The following is an 18,360-nucleotide window of genomic DNA, read 5'->3' on the forward strand; positions in this document are numbered from 1 at the left end:
CATGTCTTCCATCAAGTCGACTTCCCGCCGCAGCTTCGGCCTCGCTGTCGCCGGCGTTGCCTTTGCCCTCGCAACCGCAGGCGTATCGCATGCCGAGGACGTGCGCACCGTCAAGATCGCGACGGCTGCCGAATCCAAGCCGCTCTCCTGGGGTGCCATCGGCGTCGAGCCGCAGGGTTACGAGCCCGACGTGCTGAAGGCGATCAACGCCAAGCTGCCGCAGTACAAATTCGAGATGGAGGGTGCTGCCGACATCGCTCAGGAGACCGGCCTTGCCACCGGCAAGTACGACATCGCGACCGGCGGCTACTACCGGGCGCCCGCTCGCGAAAAGCAGTTCCTCATTCCGGAGAGCCCGATCGGCGCCAGCCTGATCAAGATCTACAGCCGCAAGGACAGCGGCATCAACGAGATGAAGGATCTCGTCGGCAAGAAGATCGTGCCGGTGACGGCCGGCGGCGGCATCTACAAATTCGCCACTGCCTGGCAGGAAAAGAACCCCGACTCCAAAATCGAGATCACCGCGTCCAGCGCCGGCATTCCCTATCCGGATCGCCTGAAAGAGGTCGAGAACGGCAAATACGACGCGCTGGTTCTGCCGTCGAACCTCGGCGAGCAGACGGTCATCGACCAGCAGAAGCTCGAGGTCAAGGCGAGCGAGCCGGTTGCGATCAATAACACCTTCGTCCTGATCCATCGCTCCGAGGAGAACAAGGCGCTCTCCGCAGACATCGACAAGGCTCTGAAGGAGCTCAAGGCCGACGGCACGCTGGCCAAGCTCTCGCAGAAATGGTTCGGCGAGGACATCACCACCTACATGAAGTAACGCCGGCCAACGATACCGGCGATCAGGCCCAAGACCGAAACAAGGAGTGTTCCGAAGTGGACCTATCCATCATGATCCCTGAGCTGCTCTCGGCGCTGCCGCTGACGCTTGCGATCACGTTCACGGCCATGATCGCCGGCTTCCTGCTGGCCTTGATAACGACGACGTTCCGGGTGCGCAGGATACCGGTTGTCAGCCAACTGGCTGACCTCTACGTGTCCTATGCCCGGAGCGTCCCCGTCGTGCTCCAGTTGTTCGTCGCCTTCTACGGACTGCCGCTGGTCGTCGCTCTGTTCGAGGTCGAGGATTTCGTGTCCCCGAACGTCGCGGCGATCGTCGGCCTCAGCCTCTACCATGGAGGCTATCTTTCCGAGGTTCTGCGGCCAGCCTACCTCGCCGTCGAACGCGGCCAGCACGATGCTGCGGACAGTCTCGGATACACCTTCCTTCAGAAGATCCTTCGGGTCGTCGGACCCCAGGCCGTGCACATCGCCCTGCCAGGTTACGGCAACTCGATCATCTACCTCATCCACAACGTTGCACTCGTGATGTACATCGGCGCCGCGGATGTCATGGCGACCGCCCATCTGGTCATGGAGCGCGACTACAACCAGTACCAGTTCGAGACCTACCTTGTGCTGGCGGTGATCTATTCGCTGCTATGCCTCGTGGCATGGATCGTCGTGCGCTTTTTCGAAACGCGAAACGCAAAATTCGCGCCCAATACCGCACCGGCCAAGGCCACCATGATGGCAAGCGTCTGATCGAATAGGAGGTCATCACATGTTCGATTCCGAAGTCCTTCTTCCCGATCTCTGGGATATCCTCGGCGCGGTCCCGGTGACGCTCGCCATGGCGCTTGGAATCTTCGTCTTCTCTACGATCGTCGGCAGCCTTTTCGCGATGGTGGAATATCGGCGGGTCCCGCTGCTTCGGGAACTGGTCGTCGCCTACAAGGTCGTCTTCAAGGGCGTTCCGATGGTCATCGTGATCTTCCTCGCCTATTACGGCCTGCCGCCGACGCTGCAGTTCCTGACCTCGCTCGTCGGCATCGACTATAACGGTCACTCGACGCCGAACTGGATCACGCTCATCGTCGCCCTGACCGCCTGCGTCGCAGCCTTCCAGGCTGAAGTCGTGAAGGGGGCACTCAACTCCTTCGACAACGGTCAGGCCGATGCGGCCTACTCCCTAGGCTACAAGCGCAGCCAGCTGTTCCGCCGGGTGATGCTGCCTCAGGTCATCGTCGCGGCCATCCCCGATCTCGCCAACTCCATCATGGTGATCATGAAGGCGCTGTCGCTGGGATTTGCGATCGAGGTCGTCGACATCTTCGCCCAGTCGCAGCTGACCGCGGCGCTGAACTTCTACTATCTCGAAGCCTTCCTGATCGCGGTCGTCATCTACATGGTGATCGCCTATATCGTCACCTACGCCGCCGACCGGATGGAACGGGCTCTAAGGGTATGGGCCTAGGGGCCGTTTGCCCAGGATCGGGATTTCCACAGTCGTTTTCGGCATGTAGCGGCCAGAGGCTTGGGCTCGTTCCTGTTACGAGCACAGGAATAGGGTGGGCAACGGCACGGTATGCCGATCAGCCCTCATGGTGAGGGTGAGGAGCGGGGCAATCGATCCAGTGAATCGATTGCAGTGACAAACGAAGGGCCGTCTCGAACCACGGGGGCGGGTGATTGGACACCAGCGATATCCGCATTTGTGAGGGCCGGTGGCCAGCCCCGTCCTTCGAGGCCCCTGCGGGGCACCTCAGGATGAGGCTGGAGAGAGGGCGCGCCTTGGAATGGGCCGGCGGCCATTCGGTCGCCCTTTTCAATTGTGTGAATAACTGCCAAGCCTCGCCTCAATCTCGCCGCAATTGTTATAACATAACCGTAATGTTATTACATTGTAGGATGCGCCATGCCCCCGAGCCCCGACCGCCCCTCCGTCAGCCTGCTGGGACAGTCGGCTCTATCTAGGGTGATCGGCATGGCCCTGGTCATTGCGCTCCTCTGGCTGGCGATCCATTGGGCGGTCCTGCTGCCATGACGCCGCTGATCCGTCTTGATAATTTGACCGTCGCCTATAACAGGCACCCTGCCGTCCACCATGTCTCCGGCGCCTTCGCCTCAGGCAGCCTGACGGCGATTGCCGGGCCGAACGGGGCGGGCAAGTCGACGCTGCTGAAGGCGATCATGGGCGAGCTTCGTCCCGCCGAAGGCAGGGTCGAGCACCGGCTGGGGCGGGCGGAATTCGGTTACCTCCCGCAGGCGGCCGAGATCGACCGGCGCTTTCCGATCTCGGTGATCGACACCGTCATGTTCGGCGCCTGGAAGAAAACCGGCGCCTTCGGCCGCATCGCGGCGGGCGAGGTGAGGAGGGCAGGCGAGGCGCTCTCCGCCGTCGGCCTCGAAGGCTTCGGCCGCCGCCATGTCGGGTCGCTGTCGGCCGGCCAGTTCCAGCGCGTGCTCTTTGCCCGCCTGCTGCTGCAGGATGCCGGCATCATCCTGCTCGACGAGCCGTTTACGGCGATCGATGCCCGCACGACCAGGGACCTCGTCGATATCGTCACCCGCTGGCATGGCGAGGGCCGCACGGTGATCGCCGTGCTGCACGATTTCGAGCTGGTCCGCGCCCACTTCCCGCAAACCCTGCTGCTCGCCCGCGAACTGGTCGGCTGGGGTGCGACCGCAGACGTCATGTCCTCAGTCAATCTCCTGAAGGCCCGCGCCATGGCCGAGCGCTGGGATGAGGATGCGAATGCCTGCGCACCTGAAGAGGCGCCGGCGGCATGACGGCTTACGATCTCTTCCTGGCGCCTTTTGCCGATTACGGTTTCATGCGCCGGGCGCTCATCGCCTGCCTTTGCCTTGGGCTCGGCTCCGGCCCGATCGGCGTCTTCCTGATGCTGCGGCGCATGAGCCTGATGGGCGATGCGATGAGCCATGCCGTGCTGCCGGGGGCTGCCATCGGTTACCTCGTCGCCGGCTCGCTGTCGCTGACGGCGATGGGCCTCGGCGGCCTCATTGCCGGCCTGTCGGTGGCGCTGTTGTCCGGCGCCGTCAGCCGGATGACCGTGCTGCAGGAGGATGCGAGCTTTGCCAGCGTCTATCTCGCCTCGCTGGCGCTTGGCGTGCTGATCGTCTCGCTGCGCGGTTCGAATATCGATCTCCTGCATGTGCTCTTCGGCACCATCCTGGCGATCGATGCCTCTGCGCTTTATCTGATCGGCGCGATCACCTCGCTGACCCTCGTCATCCTCGCCTTCATCTACAGGCCGCTGGTGGCCGAATGTTTTGATCCGGGTTTTCTGCGCGCCGTCGGCGGGCGCGGGTCGGTCTATCACGTGCTCTTCCTGCTGCTGGTGGTGCTGAACCTCGTCGCCAGCTTCCAGGCGCTCGGCACGCTGATGGCGGTCGGCCTGATGATGCTGCCGGCGGCTGTCGCCCAGCTCTGGTCGCGCAGCCTGCCGGTGATGATGGCGATCGCTGCCGCCAGTGCCGCCGCCTCCGGTTATCTCGGCCTGATCGCCTCCTACCATCTCGAGCTCGCCTCCGGCCCGACGATCATCATGACGGCGGCGATCCTCTACGGCTTTTCTATTCTTTTCGCGCCTTCCGGCCTGGCCCGGCGCTTCTTCCCCCGCCCGCATTTGAAGGGCTGATCCCAAGGAGACTTCGATGACATCGCACAGACTGCTTCTCTCCGCAGCAATCCCCGCTTTGATGGCGCTATCGGCCATGCCCGCCTCCGCCGAAACGCTGAAGGTTGTGGCCTCCTTCACCGTGCTTGCCGATGTCGTCAAGCAGGTCGGCGGCGAGCACGTCAAGGTGACGAGCCTCGTCGTGCCGAACGGCGACCCCCATGAATTCGAGCCGTCGCCGGCCGACGCGAAGAATTTGAACGCGGCGCAGGTTACCTTCGTCAGCGGCGAGGGGCTGGAAGGCTGGATGGACCGGCTGATCACCGCCTCGGGCTACAAGGGCAAGCCGGTCACGGTTTCCGAAGGCATTAACACCCGCACCATGGAAGAGGACGGCGAAAAAATCACCGATCCGCATGTCTGGAACAGCCCCGTTAACGTCAAGGTCTGGGTCGCCAATATCGAAAAGGCGCTGTCATCGGCCGATCCCACGGACGCCGCCGCCTTCAAGGCCAATGCCGAGAAATACACCAGGACGCTGGATGAATTGAACGCCTACGCCCACGCGAAATTCGACAAGGTGGCCGACGATCGCCGCAAGGTGCTGACCAGCCACGATGCCTTCGGCTATTTCGGCCGCGAATATAATGTCAGCTTCCTCGCCCCGCTTGGTCTGTCCACAGAAAGCGAGGCTTCGGCCGCCGACGTCGCCAAGCTGATCGAACAGATCAAGGGCGAGCACGTGAAGGCCTATTTCTTCGAGAATTCCAACGATCCGCGCCTGGTCAAGCAGGTCGCCAAGGCAACCGGTGCCGAGCCCGGCGGCGAGCTCTATGTCGAATCCCTGTCCGACGCCAAGGGGCCGGCGCCGACCTATGAGAAGATGTTCAAGTACAATGTCGACCAGCTCGCCGCCGCCATGGCGAAATCGAGCTGATGATTAAGAGTGGCCGCAGGCTGAACCTGCGGTCGCTCTCACAGATTAAGGTCGAAGACCAGGATGCCGGCAAGGCCTCCATCCGTCGACGAGACGATGCGCTCGCCCACAGTTACATGTTCGGGATGGATGAGGTAGGCATCGCGCGCCTCGGCGCTTTCAAAGGTCACGGCAAACCCGTCGACGAAGCCGCCATGCAAACCCTCGGGCGAAACATTCGGCCCGTATTTGATATCCAATATGCCGGGAATGACCTGTTTCAGGGCGACGATCGCCGCAAACAGCGACTGCTTGTCTTCGGTCGTCACCGCGGTCTTCAGCCGCAGGAATACGCAGTGCAGGATCATCAGTGGTCCTCCCGATTTTCTTTGGCCGATTTTCTTTGGCCCGATTTTCTTTGGCTGGACAATAGCGGCGAAAGCCGGGAGAGCAATGAGATTTATTCTCACGCAGACGTTGCGCCAGGAGCCGGCACCCCAACCGATTACATCTGGTCGGTCGCGACCATCGGGCGCTTGTAGATCTTCTGGACGAGATCGCGGGACGAGGCGCGGGCCTGATCTTTCTCAGCCGGCGTCATCGGCCGGCAGGTGTTCCTGAGGTTGGAAGCGTCGAGCACTGTCGCAGCGCCCGAATTGGCAATGACGAGATGCCAGCTGCAGGAAGCGACCTTGTCGATGGTGACGGAACCATGGCAACCTGTGGAAAGGCAGAAGGCGACGATCCCCTGCGCGCCGTGATCGCCCTTTTGTGCTTGCTCCAGGGCCGCCTTGAAGTCCTTTGTCCACATCTCGCAGCGCGCCGGTTTCGCCGCCGAGACGCAGCTTTTCATCACGGGAGTGATGTCGCCGGCCTGAAGCGGCGATACGCAAAAAACACCCATCGAGAGGGCGAGCAGGAACTTGAGCATGGGATTTTCCTTGTACAAGGAATGAGTGGCGCACATCGCAGGCGGTTGGTCAATGGCCATCGATAAAAGCGAACGTGGCGCGCCGAGTAGATGTTGGCGCGCCACCGGAAAATCCGAAATTATGTCGATCCGGCGCCGCCGCCTATTCCAGAACGACGGTAGCTTCGACCTCGAAGAGCATGGGGTCGATGGCCAGCTTGGGAACGGGAATCAGCGTCTGCGCCGGCAGCGACGCGCCGAACATGTCCTTGACGTTGCTGGTCAGCACCTCAAGCTTGGACATATCGTGATCGACCACGAAGACCGTCAGCTTGGCGACCTGATCCGGCCTTGCGCCGAGCGCATCGAGGGCGGTGCGCAAATTCGCATAGGCCTGCTTCACCTGGACGGCGAAATCGGGCGACAAGGCTCCCTTGCTGTCCTGGCCGCCCTGTCCGGAGATGTAGGCCAGCCGGCCTTGGCGGGGCACGATCACTGCCGTGCTGTAGCCATTCGGCGAGGGGTCGTAGAGGTTTTTTGGATTGACGATATCAAGTTTGAGATCGTCCTCATTGGCTGTCGCCGCGGTGGGAACGCTGATGGTCATGATGATGAGTCCTCCGATAATGAGATGTTTGATTGCGCGTGACATGACTTTCTCCCGGGCGCCGAAGGCTGCGAGCGGCGGATCCTCACTGCCGGCAGGATGGAATTTTATCGCCATATGATTGACTCGTACGTCGTACGATTAAATTGTATCGTACGACGTACGAGTCAATCGGTCAGGATCGACATTCCCCGCATTGTCGGCTTAGATCGACGTCTGATGAGTAAAGGGAGACGAATGGCAGCCAAACGCAGCGGCGCTGAGAGCAAAGGGTCTGCCCGGAGAGGTGTATCACCTCGGTCCGGGCAGCCGCCGCGCAATGAGCCGCCTCTCTCCCTGGAGCGGATCGTGGCGACCGCGGTGGAACTGCTGGACGCCGAGGGCGTCGACGGCTTGAAGATGCGTCGGCTGGCCGATCGCCTCGGCGCCGGCGCGATGAGCCTCTATTGGCACGTCGGCAACAAGGAGGAGGTCTTCGATCTGGCGCTGGATTCGGTGCTCGAATATCGCGGCCCGCCTGAAATCGATGCGTCTCAAGACTGGCGCGGGGAAATCGTTCATATGCTCGAAGACTGGCGCGCCAGTATGCTGCGCCATCCCTGGTCGGCATCGCTGCTGCCGCGCCGGGCGCTCGGCCCGAACACCCTCAGTCGCCTGGAACTGCTGAGCAAGACTTTGTCCGGAGCCGGTGTCGCCGATGCGGATTTGAACGTCGCGATCTGGTCGCTCTGGAATTTTGTGATCGGCGCGACCACCACCCGGGCGAACTTCGACCTCTCGGACGACGACAGGACCGCTGCGCAACAGCGCCTGACAGGTCTCAGCCAAGACTACCCGACGATCGAGCGCTCTCGTCTGCTGCTGGACAATGATTGGGACGGCGCTTTCAGGAAGGGCCTCGACTTCCTGCTCGATGGCCTTGCCCCGCGACAATGAACATTCGTCACTCCTGGACGAGGCGGTGCCGGATTCTGCGCCCGTGCCTTGGGTGAGCTCATGCAAGCCCGACTGGCTATTTCCGCAGGATCTTCTCCATCGCTTTCCCCTTGGCGAGTTCGTCGATCAATTTGTCCAGGTAGCGGATTTCCCGCATCGTCTTTTCCTGGATTTCTTCCACGCGGACGCCGCAGATCACGCCTGTAATCAACGATCGGGAGGAATTCATCTGAGGCGCTTGCGCAAAGAAATCCTCGAAGTTGGTCTTCTCAGCCAATTGATCGTCCAGGCTCTGCTGGCTATGCCCCGTCAGCCAACGGATGATTTCATCGACCTCTGCCTTCGTGCGCCCCTTCTTCTCTGCCTTGGCGACATAGTGGGGATAGACGCTCGCAACGCTGACTGAATAGATGCGATGCTTCGTCATCGCGTGCTCCTCAACGTTCCAGATATTTTCCGGCTTGAGATAGCTGACTTCAAGTCCTCAACAAGCGGCCGATAATGGGTAAGCTTCCGCGGGCGCGAAGTAGATCGGTGCAAAGGCGGCATCTCTACAGCGCCGCGCATCTTCGACCGGATTGCACCAACAACGGACATCGGCTCGGCTTGGGTAGACGACCGGTGTGGGGCCGGAGAACGAACCCGCTGCGCGGGAGGGCGCCTGCGGTTGAGGTAGAGGGCACAGGCCGGACGTTGCGCCTGCATTGAGCGTCGTCCGGCAACGGCAGAGCATGACGGGCTTCTTCAACAAGGAGCCTGACCATGCAGCACCCCCATCTCGATACGCCCGTCAGCCCGCTGCGCCAGCGGTTGATCGACGACATGAACATGCGGCGTTTCTCACGCGAAACGCAACGCAACTATCTCCGCGACATCGGACGCCTGGCGACCTTCCTCGGGCGTTCACCAGACACGGCGACCGCCGACGACCTGCGCCGGTTCCAGATCGAGCAGCAGGAGGATGGCGTTCCCGTTCCGACGATGAACAGCGTCGTGTCGGCGCTACGCTTCTTCTTCACCCAGACCCTCGACCGCCCGGACCTGGCGCGCAGGCTCATCCGGCTGGCGCATCCGCGTAACCTGCCCGTGGTGCTGAGCCGCGACGAGGTTGCCCGGTTGCTCAATGCCACCACCTGCCTCAAGCACCAGGCGGCATTGTCGGTCGCCTATGGCGCGGGCCTACGTGTCGCGGAGGTGTCGATGCTGAAGGTCGCCGACGTCGACAGCGAGCGCATGCTGCTGCGCGTCGAGCGTGGCAAGGGCGGGCGCTATCGCAATGCCATGCTTTCGGAGGACCTGCTCACCCTGCTGCGCCAGTGGTGGAAGGTGGGCCGGCAGCAGGGTGTGATGCATCGCGACGGCTGGTTATTCCCTGGCCAACACGCAATGAAGCCGATCAGCACGCGGCAGCTCTATCGGATCGTCGTTGAGGCGGCCCAGGCCGCCGACATCGCCAAGCGGGTCGGGCCGCATACGCTGCGCCACAGCTTCGCCACCCACCTGCTGGAGGACGGCACGGACATTCGGATCATCCAGGTCCTGCTCGGGCACGCAAAACTCAACAACACCGCCCTCTACGCCAAGGTGGCGACCAGGACGGTCCGCACAGTTACGAGTCCGCTCGACAAACTCGGCCTGTTCAAGCCGGAAGAAGCCTTCCCCGACGGTTGAGCCTTGCGTGCCTCGATCGAGGTCGCCGACATCTTCCGTGCTGCCGGCGCGGCGTACCGGCGCGCGCATGCTGAACATATGAGCCTGCCGCAACTGAAGGTGATGTCGGCGATCGAGAACTGCCGCACTGCGGCCCTCGGCGGTCACGTCGAGGCCTGCGAGGACTGCGGCCAGTGGCGGATCGCCTACAACTCCTGCCGCAATCGGCACTGCCCAAAGTGCCAGGGCGCGGCGGCACGGACATGGCTTGCCGAACGCGAGGCCGATCTGCTTCCGGTCGGCTACTTCCACGTCGTATTCACCCTGCCGGCCGAGGTCGCCGACATAGCGTTCCAGAACAAGGCGCTCGTCTACGACCTGCTGTTCAAGGCGGCGTCGGAGACGATGCTGACCATCGCGGCCGATCGCAAGCATCTCGGCGCGCGCATCGGCATCACCGCCGTGCTCCACACCTGGGGATCGGCGATGACGCACCATCCGCATGTGCACATGATCGTTCCGGGCGGCGGCATCACGCCAGACGGAAGTCGATGGATCTCGTCGCGCCCGGCCTTCCTGCTTCCCGTACGCGTACTCGGCAAACTGTTCCGACGACTGTTCCTCACCCGGCTGGTCGCTCTGCACGACGCCGAGCGGCTCTGCTTCTTTGGCGCACTTGCTCATCTCACCGAGCGGCAGGCATTCTTGCGGCATCTATCGCCGGTCCGAAAGAAACGCTGGGTGGTCTATGCGAAGGCGCCGTTCGCGGGTCCTGAGGCCGTTCTTGCCTATCTGTCGCGCTATACCCACCGGGTCGCAATCTCGAACCGCCGCCTGATCACCTTCGACGAAACTGGCGTCACCTTCCGCTATAAGGACTACCGCCGCGACGGCCGCGACCGGCAGCAGATCATGACGCTCGCGGTCGATGAGTTCATCCGCCGCTTCCTGCTCCATGTCTTGCCGCGCGGCTTCCATCGCATCCGGCACTACGGCCTGCTCGCCGGCTCCGCCCGCAAGGCCAATCTGGCGCTCGCCCGCGAACTCCTGGACGTCGCCGCACCGGCCGATGACAACACACCAGGCGAACCGGATGACTTCCGCCCGCCATGCCCCTGCTGCGGCGGACGAATGATCGTCATCGAGGTGTTCGAACGCCGGAGGCAGCCGCGCGGACCGCCGGATGCGACGGCGACGAACCGGGAGACTGCTTCATGACCCGGCATGGCATGATCCAGACCTCAGCCGCGGGCGCCCCGCCTCCGGCAACCGACCCACGCGCGTTCATGGTGATTATCGCCGCCAACAGGGTCGCGTCGAGCCGGCTGCCGGGCCGGCTAAACCGCGCGGAGGCGCAACGAAGCGGCCTGTCCGCATCCAGCACCCCACTTCCTGGCCGCGGTCGCGCCATCGCCGATATCAGCCCCAGATCGAAATCCCCATAGCCTCCGACTGTGGCCCGCGGGTTCCTTCCTCGGGGACTTTCGTACGCCTGCCGGCGCCCGAAACTCTTCACGGAAACGGACCGACCGGTTCTGATTTCCCGATGTGGCAGAGCAGACATTCATTTCCGCACAACCATTGTCGCGATCTGACCCAACGTGGGCAGTCCCGCAATCGAACCGGAACGTCTCGACGGGCTGGGAAGCTGACGTTGCCCTGCCGCAGAAGCCGGTTGTCAAACATCGACTTTGCGGGGGAATTTCATGCCGCTGTCACAGCGGCAATCGGGCCACAAGTCAGGAAGACAGCGGTCTTCCGATGTGACACTAGCAACGCTGCCTATTCTCACATTTGATCCTTTTGCCCGGCGGTGTCCGGTGCTACAATTAGCGATCGCTAAAATTATGACGGAGCAGCCGTAAAGTAGAAAGGCCTCCGCCTTTGGGCCGGGGGACCAACCATGGGAGGCCCAACATGCTCAGCGCCTTATGCAAGGCCTGCGCAGTGATCCTTTTGTCAGGGAACTGCGCTTTCGCCCAATCGGACCTGATAGAGCCAAATGCTGGAACGTGGAAGACGTGGGTGATCACGTCGGGCAAGGACTTCCGAGTCCCGCCCCCACCGGATACTTCCGCAACCGAGCTGGAGCAACTCCACGATCTTGTCGCAAAGAACGACGCGCAGGTCGCCGCCAAGATCACGTTCTGGGACGCCGGCTCGCCCGGCTATCGATGGATCGACCTGGTCAACAATCGTGTTCTCACAGGCCAGCCGATCCCCAATGCGCACCGCATCTACACTTATTTGACGATGGCGATGTACGACGCCACCATCGCGGCCTGGGAGTCGAAGTACTTCTACAATCGCCCGCGCCCGAGCGAGGCGGAAGCGACACTCCCGACTGCGCTGCCTACACCTCGGAGTCCTTCCTATCCGTCTGAACACGCGGCAGCCGCCGGAGCCGCCGCGACGGTTCTTTCTTATTTCTTTCCGGACGAGGCGTCGTCGTTCCAGGCAATGGCCGAGGAAGCGGCTCAGTCGCGTGTCCTTGCCGGTGTCCAGTTCCCGAGCGACTCTTCCGCCGGCCTCGAGTTGGGGCGACGAGTCGCGGAGCAGGTGATTGCGCGAGCAAAAGCCGATGGCTCCGACGCAGTGTGGACCGGCACGGTCCCGACCGGGCCGTGCATGTGGGTCGGAGACAAACCCGGCAATGTAACCATGCCCAACTGGAAACCGATCGTGCTGGCATCAGCCGATGAATTCAGGCCGCCGGCTCCGCCCGACTGTCAGTCGGCGACCGTAAAGGCCGAGACGGATGCAGTTCGGCAGTTTGAGCGAAAATTTCCAAACAACTACAAAGCCTTCTACTGGCAGAGTCCATCCGGCCTGTTTACCAGCTGGTATGACTATGCCAGCAAGTGGATGTTCGAGGACAACACGGATTCGAACCCCCCGCGGGCTGCACGGGCTTACTCGATGCTCGCAACGGTCCATTACGACGCGTTCATTGCAAGCAACGACGGGAAGTTCGCTTATTGGTACCTCCGGCCCAACCAGCTTGACCCGAGCATCACTCCCCTGTTCGCGGTGCCGCCCTTTCCGAGTTATCCGTCAAATCACTCCACTCTCTCGACGGCGCGTTGCGAGATCCTTGCGTACCTGTTCCCCAGCCATGCGGAGTTCATCCGCGCGGTCGGCAAAGAGGCCGGAGATTCCCGCATCTGGGCTGGCATCCACTACGAAATGGACAACCGTGCAGGTGTCACCCTCGGCAAAGCAGTCGCAGGGAAATTCATCGAGCGGGCGAGAAAGGACGGAGCAGACTAGCGGAAGAGGACACCTGCTCGACCGGATCGGAACCTTCTTGCCGATCGCCGGTCGAGGTCAAAGGATGGAACGGAACTTTGTTCGCCAGGTATCAGAAAGTTGCAGGCCCCGCGCGCTTTCATCTCCTGATGCTTTGTGGACCTGAGACGCAACAATAACGAAATTGGCTTCCAAGTTGTCGTTCCCCTGCGTCCCGATCTATAGACCGCTTCGGAGTCGACTCGTGACATTGGCTGCGTCCGGCGCAAACGTCAGCAGGAGGCGCAACCGCGACCTCTGGTGCCGTCGCCGGCGATGTCTGCTTCCGGGCAGCGACAAAGTTCATCTCTACGGCTGACATGAGGGCGCATTGCCGCCCGGCAGCATTGGCTCGGTCGGTGGTGTCTCTGACCGCATTTCTGCTAAAGCTCGGAAGCAAATCGCCCGCGATGTCACCAACTGCCGAAGTGTGAAGGGCGCAACGGACTGATGGGCCTCTCGCTCATCAGGCCTCTTGTCTTGAAGGAGGAACGCTAGGATGAGCACCGACCTGGATACCGTGCGGTCCTATGATACGGTCGCGGCGGAGTACGCTGCGGAGGCCGCGGCGATGCCCGAATGGGTCGCGACAGAGATCGATGCGTTCGTGACCGAGCTGGGCGGCTCGGGCAGGGTGCTAGAGATCGGAAGCGGTGGCGGGCGAGATGCCCTTGAGCTTGAGAAGCGGGGAATTAGCGTCCGGCGCACCGACATTGCAAAGGGTTTCGTCGAACTGCTTCGCGAAAATGGCTTCGAGGCCGACCTGTTGGACCCGCTGACCGAAGACTTGGCCGACCCGCAGCGTCCCGGCACGCCGTACGACGGGATCTGGGCCTGTGCCTGCCTGATTCATGTCGCGCGCGAGGATTTCGACACGGTGCTTGGACGGCTTGCCGAGGCGACCCGGACCGGTGGCCGATTGCACGCCTCGGTAAGAGAGGGCGAAGGCGAGGATGTGTCCACACATGGCAGTGCTGCAGCGCCCCGGCGCTACGTCGAGACGTACTGGCGCGAGTTTGCCCTGCGGTCCGCACTCACAGACGCCGGCTGGATCGTCAGCGAGGTACGTCGGTGCGTCGGAAAACCCCATGGTCGGTGGCTCAGCGTTCGGGCGAGTCGGGCGTGACGCACATAGAACTTGCGGGAATGGCCGGTTGTGGCGCGACTATGAACTCCAGGTGGTCACCGCAAAGTCGGCTTCCGGGCCAAGGCAAAGATCCCCTCTGTGGCCGACAAGGGGGCGCAAAGCAGCTCGGTCGAATTGTTCAGGCCGAGAACATTTGCGCCGAGAAGTACGGCCCCGTTGGATGCTGGGCCGCACAATGTCAAATCTCTGTATGCTCCGCTAATTCCAGTGCATCCTCAAAATCCACCCCCGTCGGCCAAGGATTGGCCGCTTGGAAAACGTACGTGAGCAGTGAGAGGGGCGGTTATTTCTTTGGCGAAGCGTTACCAGGTAGAGTGTCTTTTCACCAGATCGAAGTCCATGATAAGCGGCGCCTATGGGAATCAAGAACTATCTGATCGAAGGCGGTTCCGGCACTGGGAAAACGTCTGTCGCTACCGAACTGGAGCGGCGGGGCTACCATGTCGTCCATGGTGACCGGGTCTTGGCCTATGTCGGCGCCCCCGAGACGGGCCAGGCACTCGCAGGACCACCCGAAGGCGCGGACCGCATCGTTTGGGGATACGCCCACTGGATCTGGCGCGTCGACAAGGTCCGCGCTATTGCTGCCGACACCACCCATCCTGCCACTTTCTTCTGTGGCGGCTCGCGCAATTTCCACAAATTCCTGGACCTTTTCGATAAGGTTTTCGTGCTCGACATAGACGTTGAGACCTTGAACCGACGATTGGATAGGCGGCCGAATGAGCCGGGCTTCGAGCCGGCCGAGCGGGCGCTGGTGCTCCGCTACCATCATACCCGGGAATATCTTCCCATCGGCATCAATATCGACACGACGGGTACTGTCCCAAGTGTCGTTGACGATTTCCTCGCTCACCTCGCCTGACGACCGATGAGACCAGCCGTTCCGCTCAGGCCCGTTTCGTCAGCGGAAATCGGTCGCGAAGCAGCCGCAGCACCGATTCCGAAGGGATTGGCGGCCCGAAAAGATAGCTCTGGCCGTAGTTGCAGCCCATCTTGGCGAGTTCGATCGCATCCTCGTTGGATTCGATCCCCTCCGCCACCACCTTCATCTCAAGTTCGCGCGCCATGGATATCACCGACCGGAGCACGGTCGCCTTCTTGTCGCTGCTGTCGCGCACCAAAGTCTTGTCGAGCTTGATCATGTCGAACGGGAAGCGGGTGAGATAGGCGAGCGACGAATAGCCGGTGCCGAAATCGTCGAGCGCCAGGCCGATGCCGGCTTCCTTCAGCTTCTGCAGCACCAGCCGGGCCTGTTCCGGATTTTCCATCACCATGGATTCCGTCAGTTCGAGCTTGAGGCGCGAGGGCTGGCAATGCGTCTTGGCGAGAACCGAACGCACGTCGTCATAGAGCTCGTTGTTCAGCAACTGCACGCTCGACAGGTTGATCGAGACGAAGATCGGCAGTTCGCCGGTCTGGTGCTGCCAGCTCATCAGATCGTTGGTCGCCTGTTCCAGCGCGAACATGCCGAGCGGGCCGATAAGATCGGAGGCCTCGGCGATCGGAATGAATTCGGATGGCGGGATATTGCCGCGCTTGGGATGTTCCCAGCGCATCAATGCCTCGAAACCGGCGACTTCGACATCCTCCAGCCGTGCGATCGGCTGGTAGACCATCGACAATTCCTTGCGCTCGATAGCGCGGCGCAGATCCGTTTCGAGCTGCAGCCGGTCGGTGCCGAAGTCGCGGAAGGCCGGCTGGAACGGTTCGACACGGTTGCCGCCGGCCCGCTTTGCCCGGTACATCGCAAGCTCGGCGTCGCTGAGCAGGCCGGTGGCGCTCTCCTGCCGGTCGACCCAGGAGGCAAGGCCGACCGAGGCCGTCAGGATGATCTCGCGATTGGAGAAGTTGATCGGCACCATGATCGCCTTGCTGATCGCATCGGCAAAATCGGCGACCTTGGCCGGATTGTGCTCGGAAACCAGGATAAGGCCGAACTGGTCGCCGGCAAGCCGCGCCAGCGTATCCTGCGGTTTCAACAGTCGTCGCAGGCGCCGCGTCAGCGCGATCAGGATGTTGTCGCCGGCGGCAACGCCGAGCGAATCATTGACCAGCTTGTAGCGGTCGATGTCGATCACCATCACCGTCGGTCTGAGCGTATCGCCACCCGGCGCCAGTGCCAGCACCGACTGCAGCCGGTCGAGGAAGACCTGGCGGTTCGGAAGGCCGGTCAGATTGTCGTGCAGCGCATCGTGCAGCAGCCGCTCGACGGAGTTCTTCTGCTCGGTCACGTCGACGATCGTGCCGACGCAGCGGATGATTTCGCCGTTTGAGCCGAGCACCGGCCGGGCGCGGATCAGCAGCCAGTGGAAATGCCCGTCCTCGGCGCGGATGCGGAATTCGTGGTTCAGCCGCCCGCGGCGATGTTCGAGCAGCACGTCGAGCGTGGCGCGGAAGCGGTCGCGGTCGTCGGGGTGCAGCCGCGGCAGCCAGTTGCGCGCCGCGCCATGCATGGCGCCCTGGGAAAGGCCGAGCTTGATCGAGACGTCGGGAATGGTGACGACGCGGTCGCGCGCCACGTCCCAATCCCACACCATGTCGCCGGAGCCGGTCAGCGCCAGCGATTGCCGCTCGAGATCGGAAAACAGCCCTTGCTGGTAGGCGCCGCCGGCAAAGGCGTGCTGCATCACGGTGAAGCCGATCAGCAGCACGATGAGCACCAGGCCGCCGCCGAGTGCGGGCTGGATGATGTCGTTGTCGAGCCGCCCGGTGACCGTCAGCCACGCCCCGAACAGCCAGACGAGGATCAGCGCCCAGGCCGGCACCAAAAGGATGGCGCGGTCATAGCGGTTGAAGCCGAGATAGATGATCAGCAGCAACCCCATCGTCGCCGTCAGCGCGAAGGAAAGCCTGGCGATGCCGGCGGCAATCGACGGATCGTAGATCGCGACGCCAAAGAGCAGGGCAAGGCCGAGCACCCAGGCAAGTGTCGCGTAGCCCAGATGCGCATGCCAGCGGTTGAGGTTGAGATAGGTGAAGAGGAAGATGACGAAACTCGAGGCCAGCGCCACCTCCGCGCAGGCGCGCCATATTCGCTGGTCGGCCGAGGCGACGCTGATCAGCTTGCCGAGAAAACCGAAGTCGACGCAGATGTAACCGAGCACCGCCCAGGCAAGGGCGGCTGTCGCCGGCAGCATCGAGGTGCCCTTGACGACGAAGAGAATGGTCAGGAACACGGCCAGCAGGCCGGCAATGCCGAGCACGATGCCGCGGTAAAGCGTGAAGGCGTTGATCGTATCCTTGTAGGCGTCCGGTTCCCAGAGATAGATCTGCGGCAGCTCCGGCGTCGACAGTTCGGCGACGAAGGTGATGACGGCGCCGGGGTTCAGCGTGATGCGGAAGACATCGGCCTCGTCGCTCGGCTGCCGATCGAGCGCAAAGCCTTCGCTGGGCGTGATGGCGCTGATGCGCTGCGAGCCGAGATCCGGCCAGAACAGCTTGGAATTGACCAGACGGAAATGCGGCGCGACGATGACGCGCTCGAGCTGTTCTTCCGAGACGTTGGCAAGCGCAAAAACTGCCCAGTCGCCCTGGTGGTTCTCCGAACTTGCCCTGACCTCGATGCGGCGGCGGATGCCGTCGGCGCCGGCTGCCGTCGAAACCTGGAAGGCCTCGCCCTGGTTGGCGTAGATCTCGGTCGTCGCCGTCAGGTCGAGCGCAGTATCATCACGGGAAATTTTTACCGGTTCGGCCGCCTGGGCAACACCCGCCATGAAGGCGAAGGCCGCCAGGAAAAGGGCTGCGATCACCGCGATCACTCGTCCGGACGGTGACTTGGGCAGCATGCGGTCTCTTGTCATCGGCTGTCGGTTTTCCTGCCTTTATCCGTATCGGTGGCGAGACGTGAAAACATCACATGGTCGTGCCACTGACCGTTGATCTTCAAATATCCGCGCAGATAGCCTTCCCTCTGAAACCCGGCTTTTTCAAGCAGACGGATGCTGCGCGCGTTATCTGGAATACAGGCTGCTTCGATACGGTGCAACTCAAGCCCGGTGAAGATGTAAGGAATAACCATTTGAAGAGCGGCGAACATATGCCCCTGGCCGGCATGACGTTCGCCCATCCAGTAGCCGATCATGCAGCTTTGTGCCGCACCCCGTCGGATGTAGCCGATGGTGACGCCGCCGACGAGCGTCATGTCGTCTTTCAGGAAAATGAACAGCGGCACCGCCTGGCCCGAGGCATATTCCTGCTTGCCGCGGACGACGCGGGCGCGGTAGGCGCCCTCCGTCAACTCGTCGCGTCGCCAGGTCGGCTCCCAGGGTTCCAGGAACTTGCGGCTTTCGGCGCGCAGCCGGTGCCACTGGTTGAAATCCTGATAGCGCGGCAGGCGCAGCAGGTATCTGTCGTTCTCCAGCTCCACCGCTTCCGGCTGCCGAGACAGGAACCGAAAAACCGATTTTGGCATCGATCACTCCCGGCAGGACGGACGTC

The 18,360-nt window shown here is 62.2% G+C and carries 18 protein-coding genes; 12 read left to right on the plus strand and 6 right to left on the minus strand.

The features are described 5' to 3' along the window. Nucleotide 1 precedes the first annotated feature (1 nt). From J3P73_RS05890 to J3P73_RS05915, 6 genes are all read left to right on the plus strand, one after another. The gene (locus J3P73_RS05890; protein WP_130664139.1) at nt 2–826 is read left to right on the plus strand and encodes an amino acid ABC transporter substrate-binding protein; all 825 of its coding nucleotides are present in this window, start codon (nt 2–4) and stop codon (nt 824–826) included. Between the two features lie 56 nt (nt 827–882). Beyond that, nucleotides 883–1,590: an amino acid ABC transporter permease gene (locus tag J3P73_RS05895; protein WP_024323027.1), complete on the plus strand. Its 708-nt coding sequence runs from the start codon at nt 883–885 to the stop codon at nt 1,588–1,590. A gap of 19 nt (nt 1,591–1,609) precedes the next feature. Then, nucleotides 1,610–2,302 carry an amino acid ABC transporter permease gene (locus tag J3P73_RS05900; RefSeq protein WP_011650777.1) on the plus strand — a complete coding sequence of 231 codons (693 nt, stop codon included), beginning with the start codon at nt 1,610–1,612 and terminating at the stop codon, nt 2,300–2,302. Nucleotides 2,303–2,868: 566 nt separating this feature from the next. Further along, nucleotides 2,869–3,618: a metal ABC transporter ATP-binding protein gene (locus J3P73_RS05905; RefSeq protein WP_024323028.1), complete on the plus strand. Its 750-nt coding sequence runs from the start codon at nt 2,869–2,871 to the stop codon at nt 3,616–3,618. Then, complete coding sequence (locus J3P73_RS05910) at nt 3,615–4,487, plus strand: metal ABC transporter permease (RefSeq protein WP_207579794.1); 873 nt, start codon at nt 3,615–3,617, stop codon at nt 4,485–4,487. Before J3P73_RS05905 ends, J3P73_RS05910 begins: the two co-directional genes overlap by 4 nt. A 16-nt stretch (nt 4,488–4,503) precedes the next feature. Continuing rightward, nucleotides 4,504–5,403 (plus strand): metal ABC transporter substrate-binding protein, encoded by a 900-nt coding sequence (locus tag J3P73_RS05915; protein WP_024323030.1) that lies wholly within the window; start codon nt 4,504–4,506, stop codon nt 5,401–5,403. Nucleotides 5,404–5,441: 38 nt separating this feature from the next. Here J3P73_RS05915 and J3P73_RS05920 read toward each other — a convergent pair whose 3' ends face one another. From J3P73_RS05920 to J3P73_RS05930, 3 genes are all read right to left on the minus strand, one after another. Next, nucleotides 5,442–5,750, minus strand: coding sequence for a Dabb family protein (locus J3P73_RS05920; RefSeq protein ID WP_003557126.1), 309 nt, complete (start codon nt 5,748–5,750; stop codon nt 5,442–5,444). 137 nt (nt 5,751–5,887) lie between these two features. Continuing rightward, the gene (locus tag J3P73_RS05925; protein WP_032989569.1) at nt 5,888–6,313 is read right to left on the minus strand and encodes a hypothetical protein; all 426 of its coding nucleotides are present in this window, start codon (nt 6,311–6,313) and stop codon (nt 5,888–5,890) included. A 142-nt stretch (nt 6,314–6,455) separates the two neighbouring features. Beyond that, complete coding sequence (locus tag J3P73_RS05930) at nt 6,456–6,944, minus strand: RidA family protein (protein WP_024323032.1); 489 nt, start codon at nt 6,942–6,944, stop codon at nt 6,456–6,458. Nucleotides 6,945–7,136: 192 nt separating this feature from the next. On the opposite strand from J3P73_RS05930, the gene J3P73_RS05935 reads away from it, so the two are divergent. Next, a complete protein-coding gene (locus J3P73_RS05935; RefSeq protein ID WP_024323033.1) occupies nt 7,137–7,835 on the plus strand; it encodes a TetR/AcrR family transcriptional regulator in 699 nt (232 codons plus the stop codon). A gap of 76 nt (nt 7,836–7,911) precedes the next feature. On the opposite strand, the gene J3P73_RS05940 is transcribed toward J3P73_RS05935, so the two are convergent. After that, on the minus strand, nt 7,912–8,262 hold the full coding sequence (locus J3P73_RS05940; protein WP_130664140.1) for a DUF2200 domain-containing protein: 351 nt from the start codon (nt 8,260–8,262) through the stop codon (nt 7,912–7,914). 335 nt (nt 8,263–8,597) lie between these two features. Here J3P73_RS05940 and J3P73_RS05945 point away from each other — a divergent pair, with 335 nt between their 5' ends. The 5 genes from J3P73_RS05945 to J3P73_RS05965 all read left to right on the plus strand — a co-directional run bounded on the left by J3P73_RS05945 (nt 8,598) and on the right by J3P73_RS05965 (nt 14,785). Continuing rightward, nucleotides 8,598–9,506, plus strand: coding sequence for a tyrosine-type recombinase/integrase (locus J3P73_RS05945; protein WP_130691464.1), 909 nt, complete (start codon nt 8,598–8,600; stop codon nt 9,504–9,506). Nucleotides 9,507–9,509: 3 nt separating this feature from the next. Further along, nucleotides 9,510–10,703, plus strand: coding sequence for an IS91 family transposase (locus tag J3P73_RS05950; protein ID WP_130691466.1), 1,194 nt, complete (start codon nt 9,510–9,512; stop codon nt 10,701–10,703). Between the two features lie 807 nt (nt 10,704–11,510). After that, nucleotides 11,511–12,755, plus strand: coding sequence for a phosphatase PAP2 family protein (locus J3P73_RS05955; RefSeq protein WP_245002714.1), 1,245 nt, complete (start codon nt 11,511–11,513; stop codon nt 12,753–12,755). A 517-nt stretch (nt 12,756–13,272) separates the two neighbouring features. Continuing rightward, the gene (locus J3P73_RS05960) at nt 13,273–13,899 is read left to right on the plus strand and encodes a class I SAM-dependent methyltransferase (protein ID WP_024323036.1); all 627 of its coding nucleotides are present in this window, start codon (nt 13,273–13,275) and stop codon (nt 13,897–13,899) included. A 376-nt stretch (nt 13,900–14,275) separates the two neighbouring features. Next, entirely contained in the window at nt 14,276–14,785 is a 510-nt protein-coding gene (locus tag J3P73_RS05965) for a DEAD/DEAH box helicase family protein (protein ID WP_130760547.1), read from the plus strand. Between the two features lie 25 nt (nt 14,786–14,810). Here J3P73_RS05965 and J3P73_RS05970 read toward each other — a convergent pair whose 3' ends face one another. Together J3P73_RS05970 and J3P73_RS05975 are read right to left on the minus strand one after the other, a co-directional pair. After that, the gene (locus J3P73_RS05970; protein WP_024323038.1) at nt 14,811–17,723 is read right to left on the minus strand and encodes a sensor domain-containing phosphodiesterase; all 2,913 of its coding nucleotides are present in this window, start codon (nt 17,721–17,723) and stop codon (nt 14,811–14,813) included. Continuing rightward, a complete protein-coding gene (locus J3P73_RS05975; protein ID WP_024323039.1) occupies nt 17,720–18,334 on the minus strand; it encodes a GNAT family N-acetyltransferase in 615 nt (204 codons plus the stop codon). Before J3P73_RS05975 ends, J3P73_RS05970 begins: the two co-directional genes overlap by 4 nt. Between the last annotated feature and the right edge of the window lie 26 nt (nt 18,335–18,360).

Origin of the sequence: Rhizobium ruizarguesonis (assembly GCF_017357285.1) — a bacterium.
GTDB lineage: Bacteria > Pseudomonadota > Alphaproteobacteria > Rhizobiales > Rhizobiaceae > Rhizobium > Rhizobium ruizarguesonis.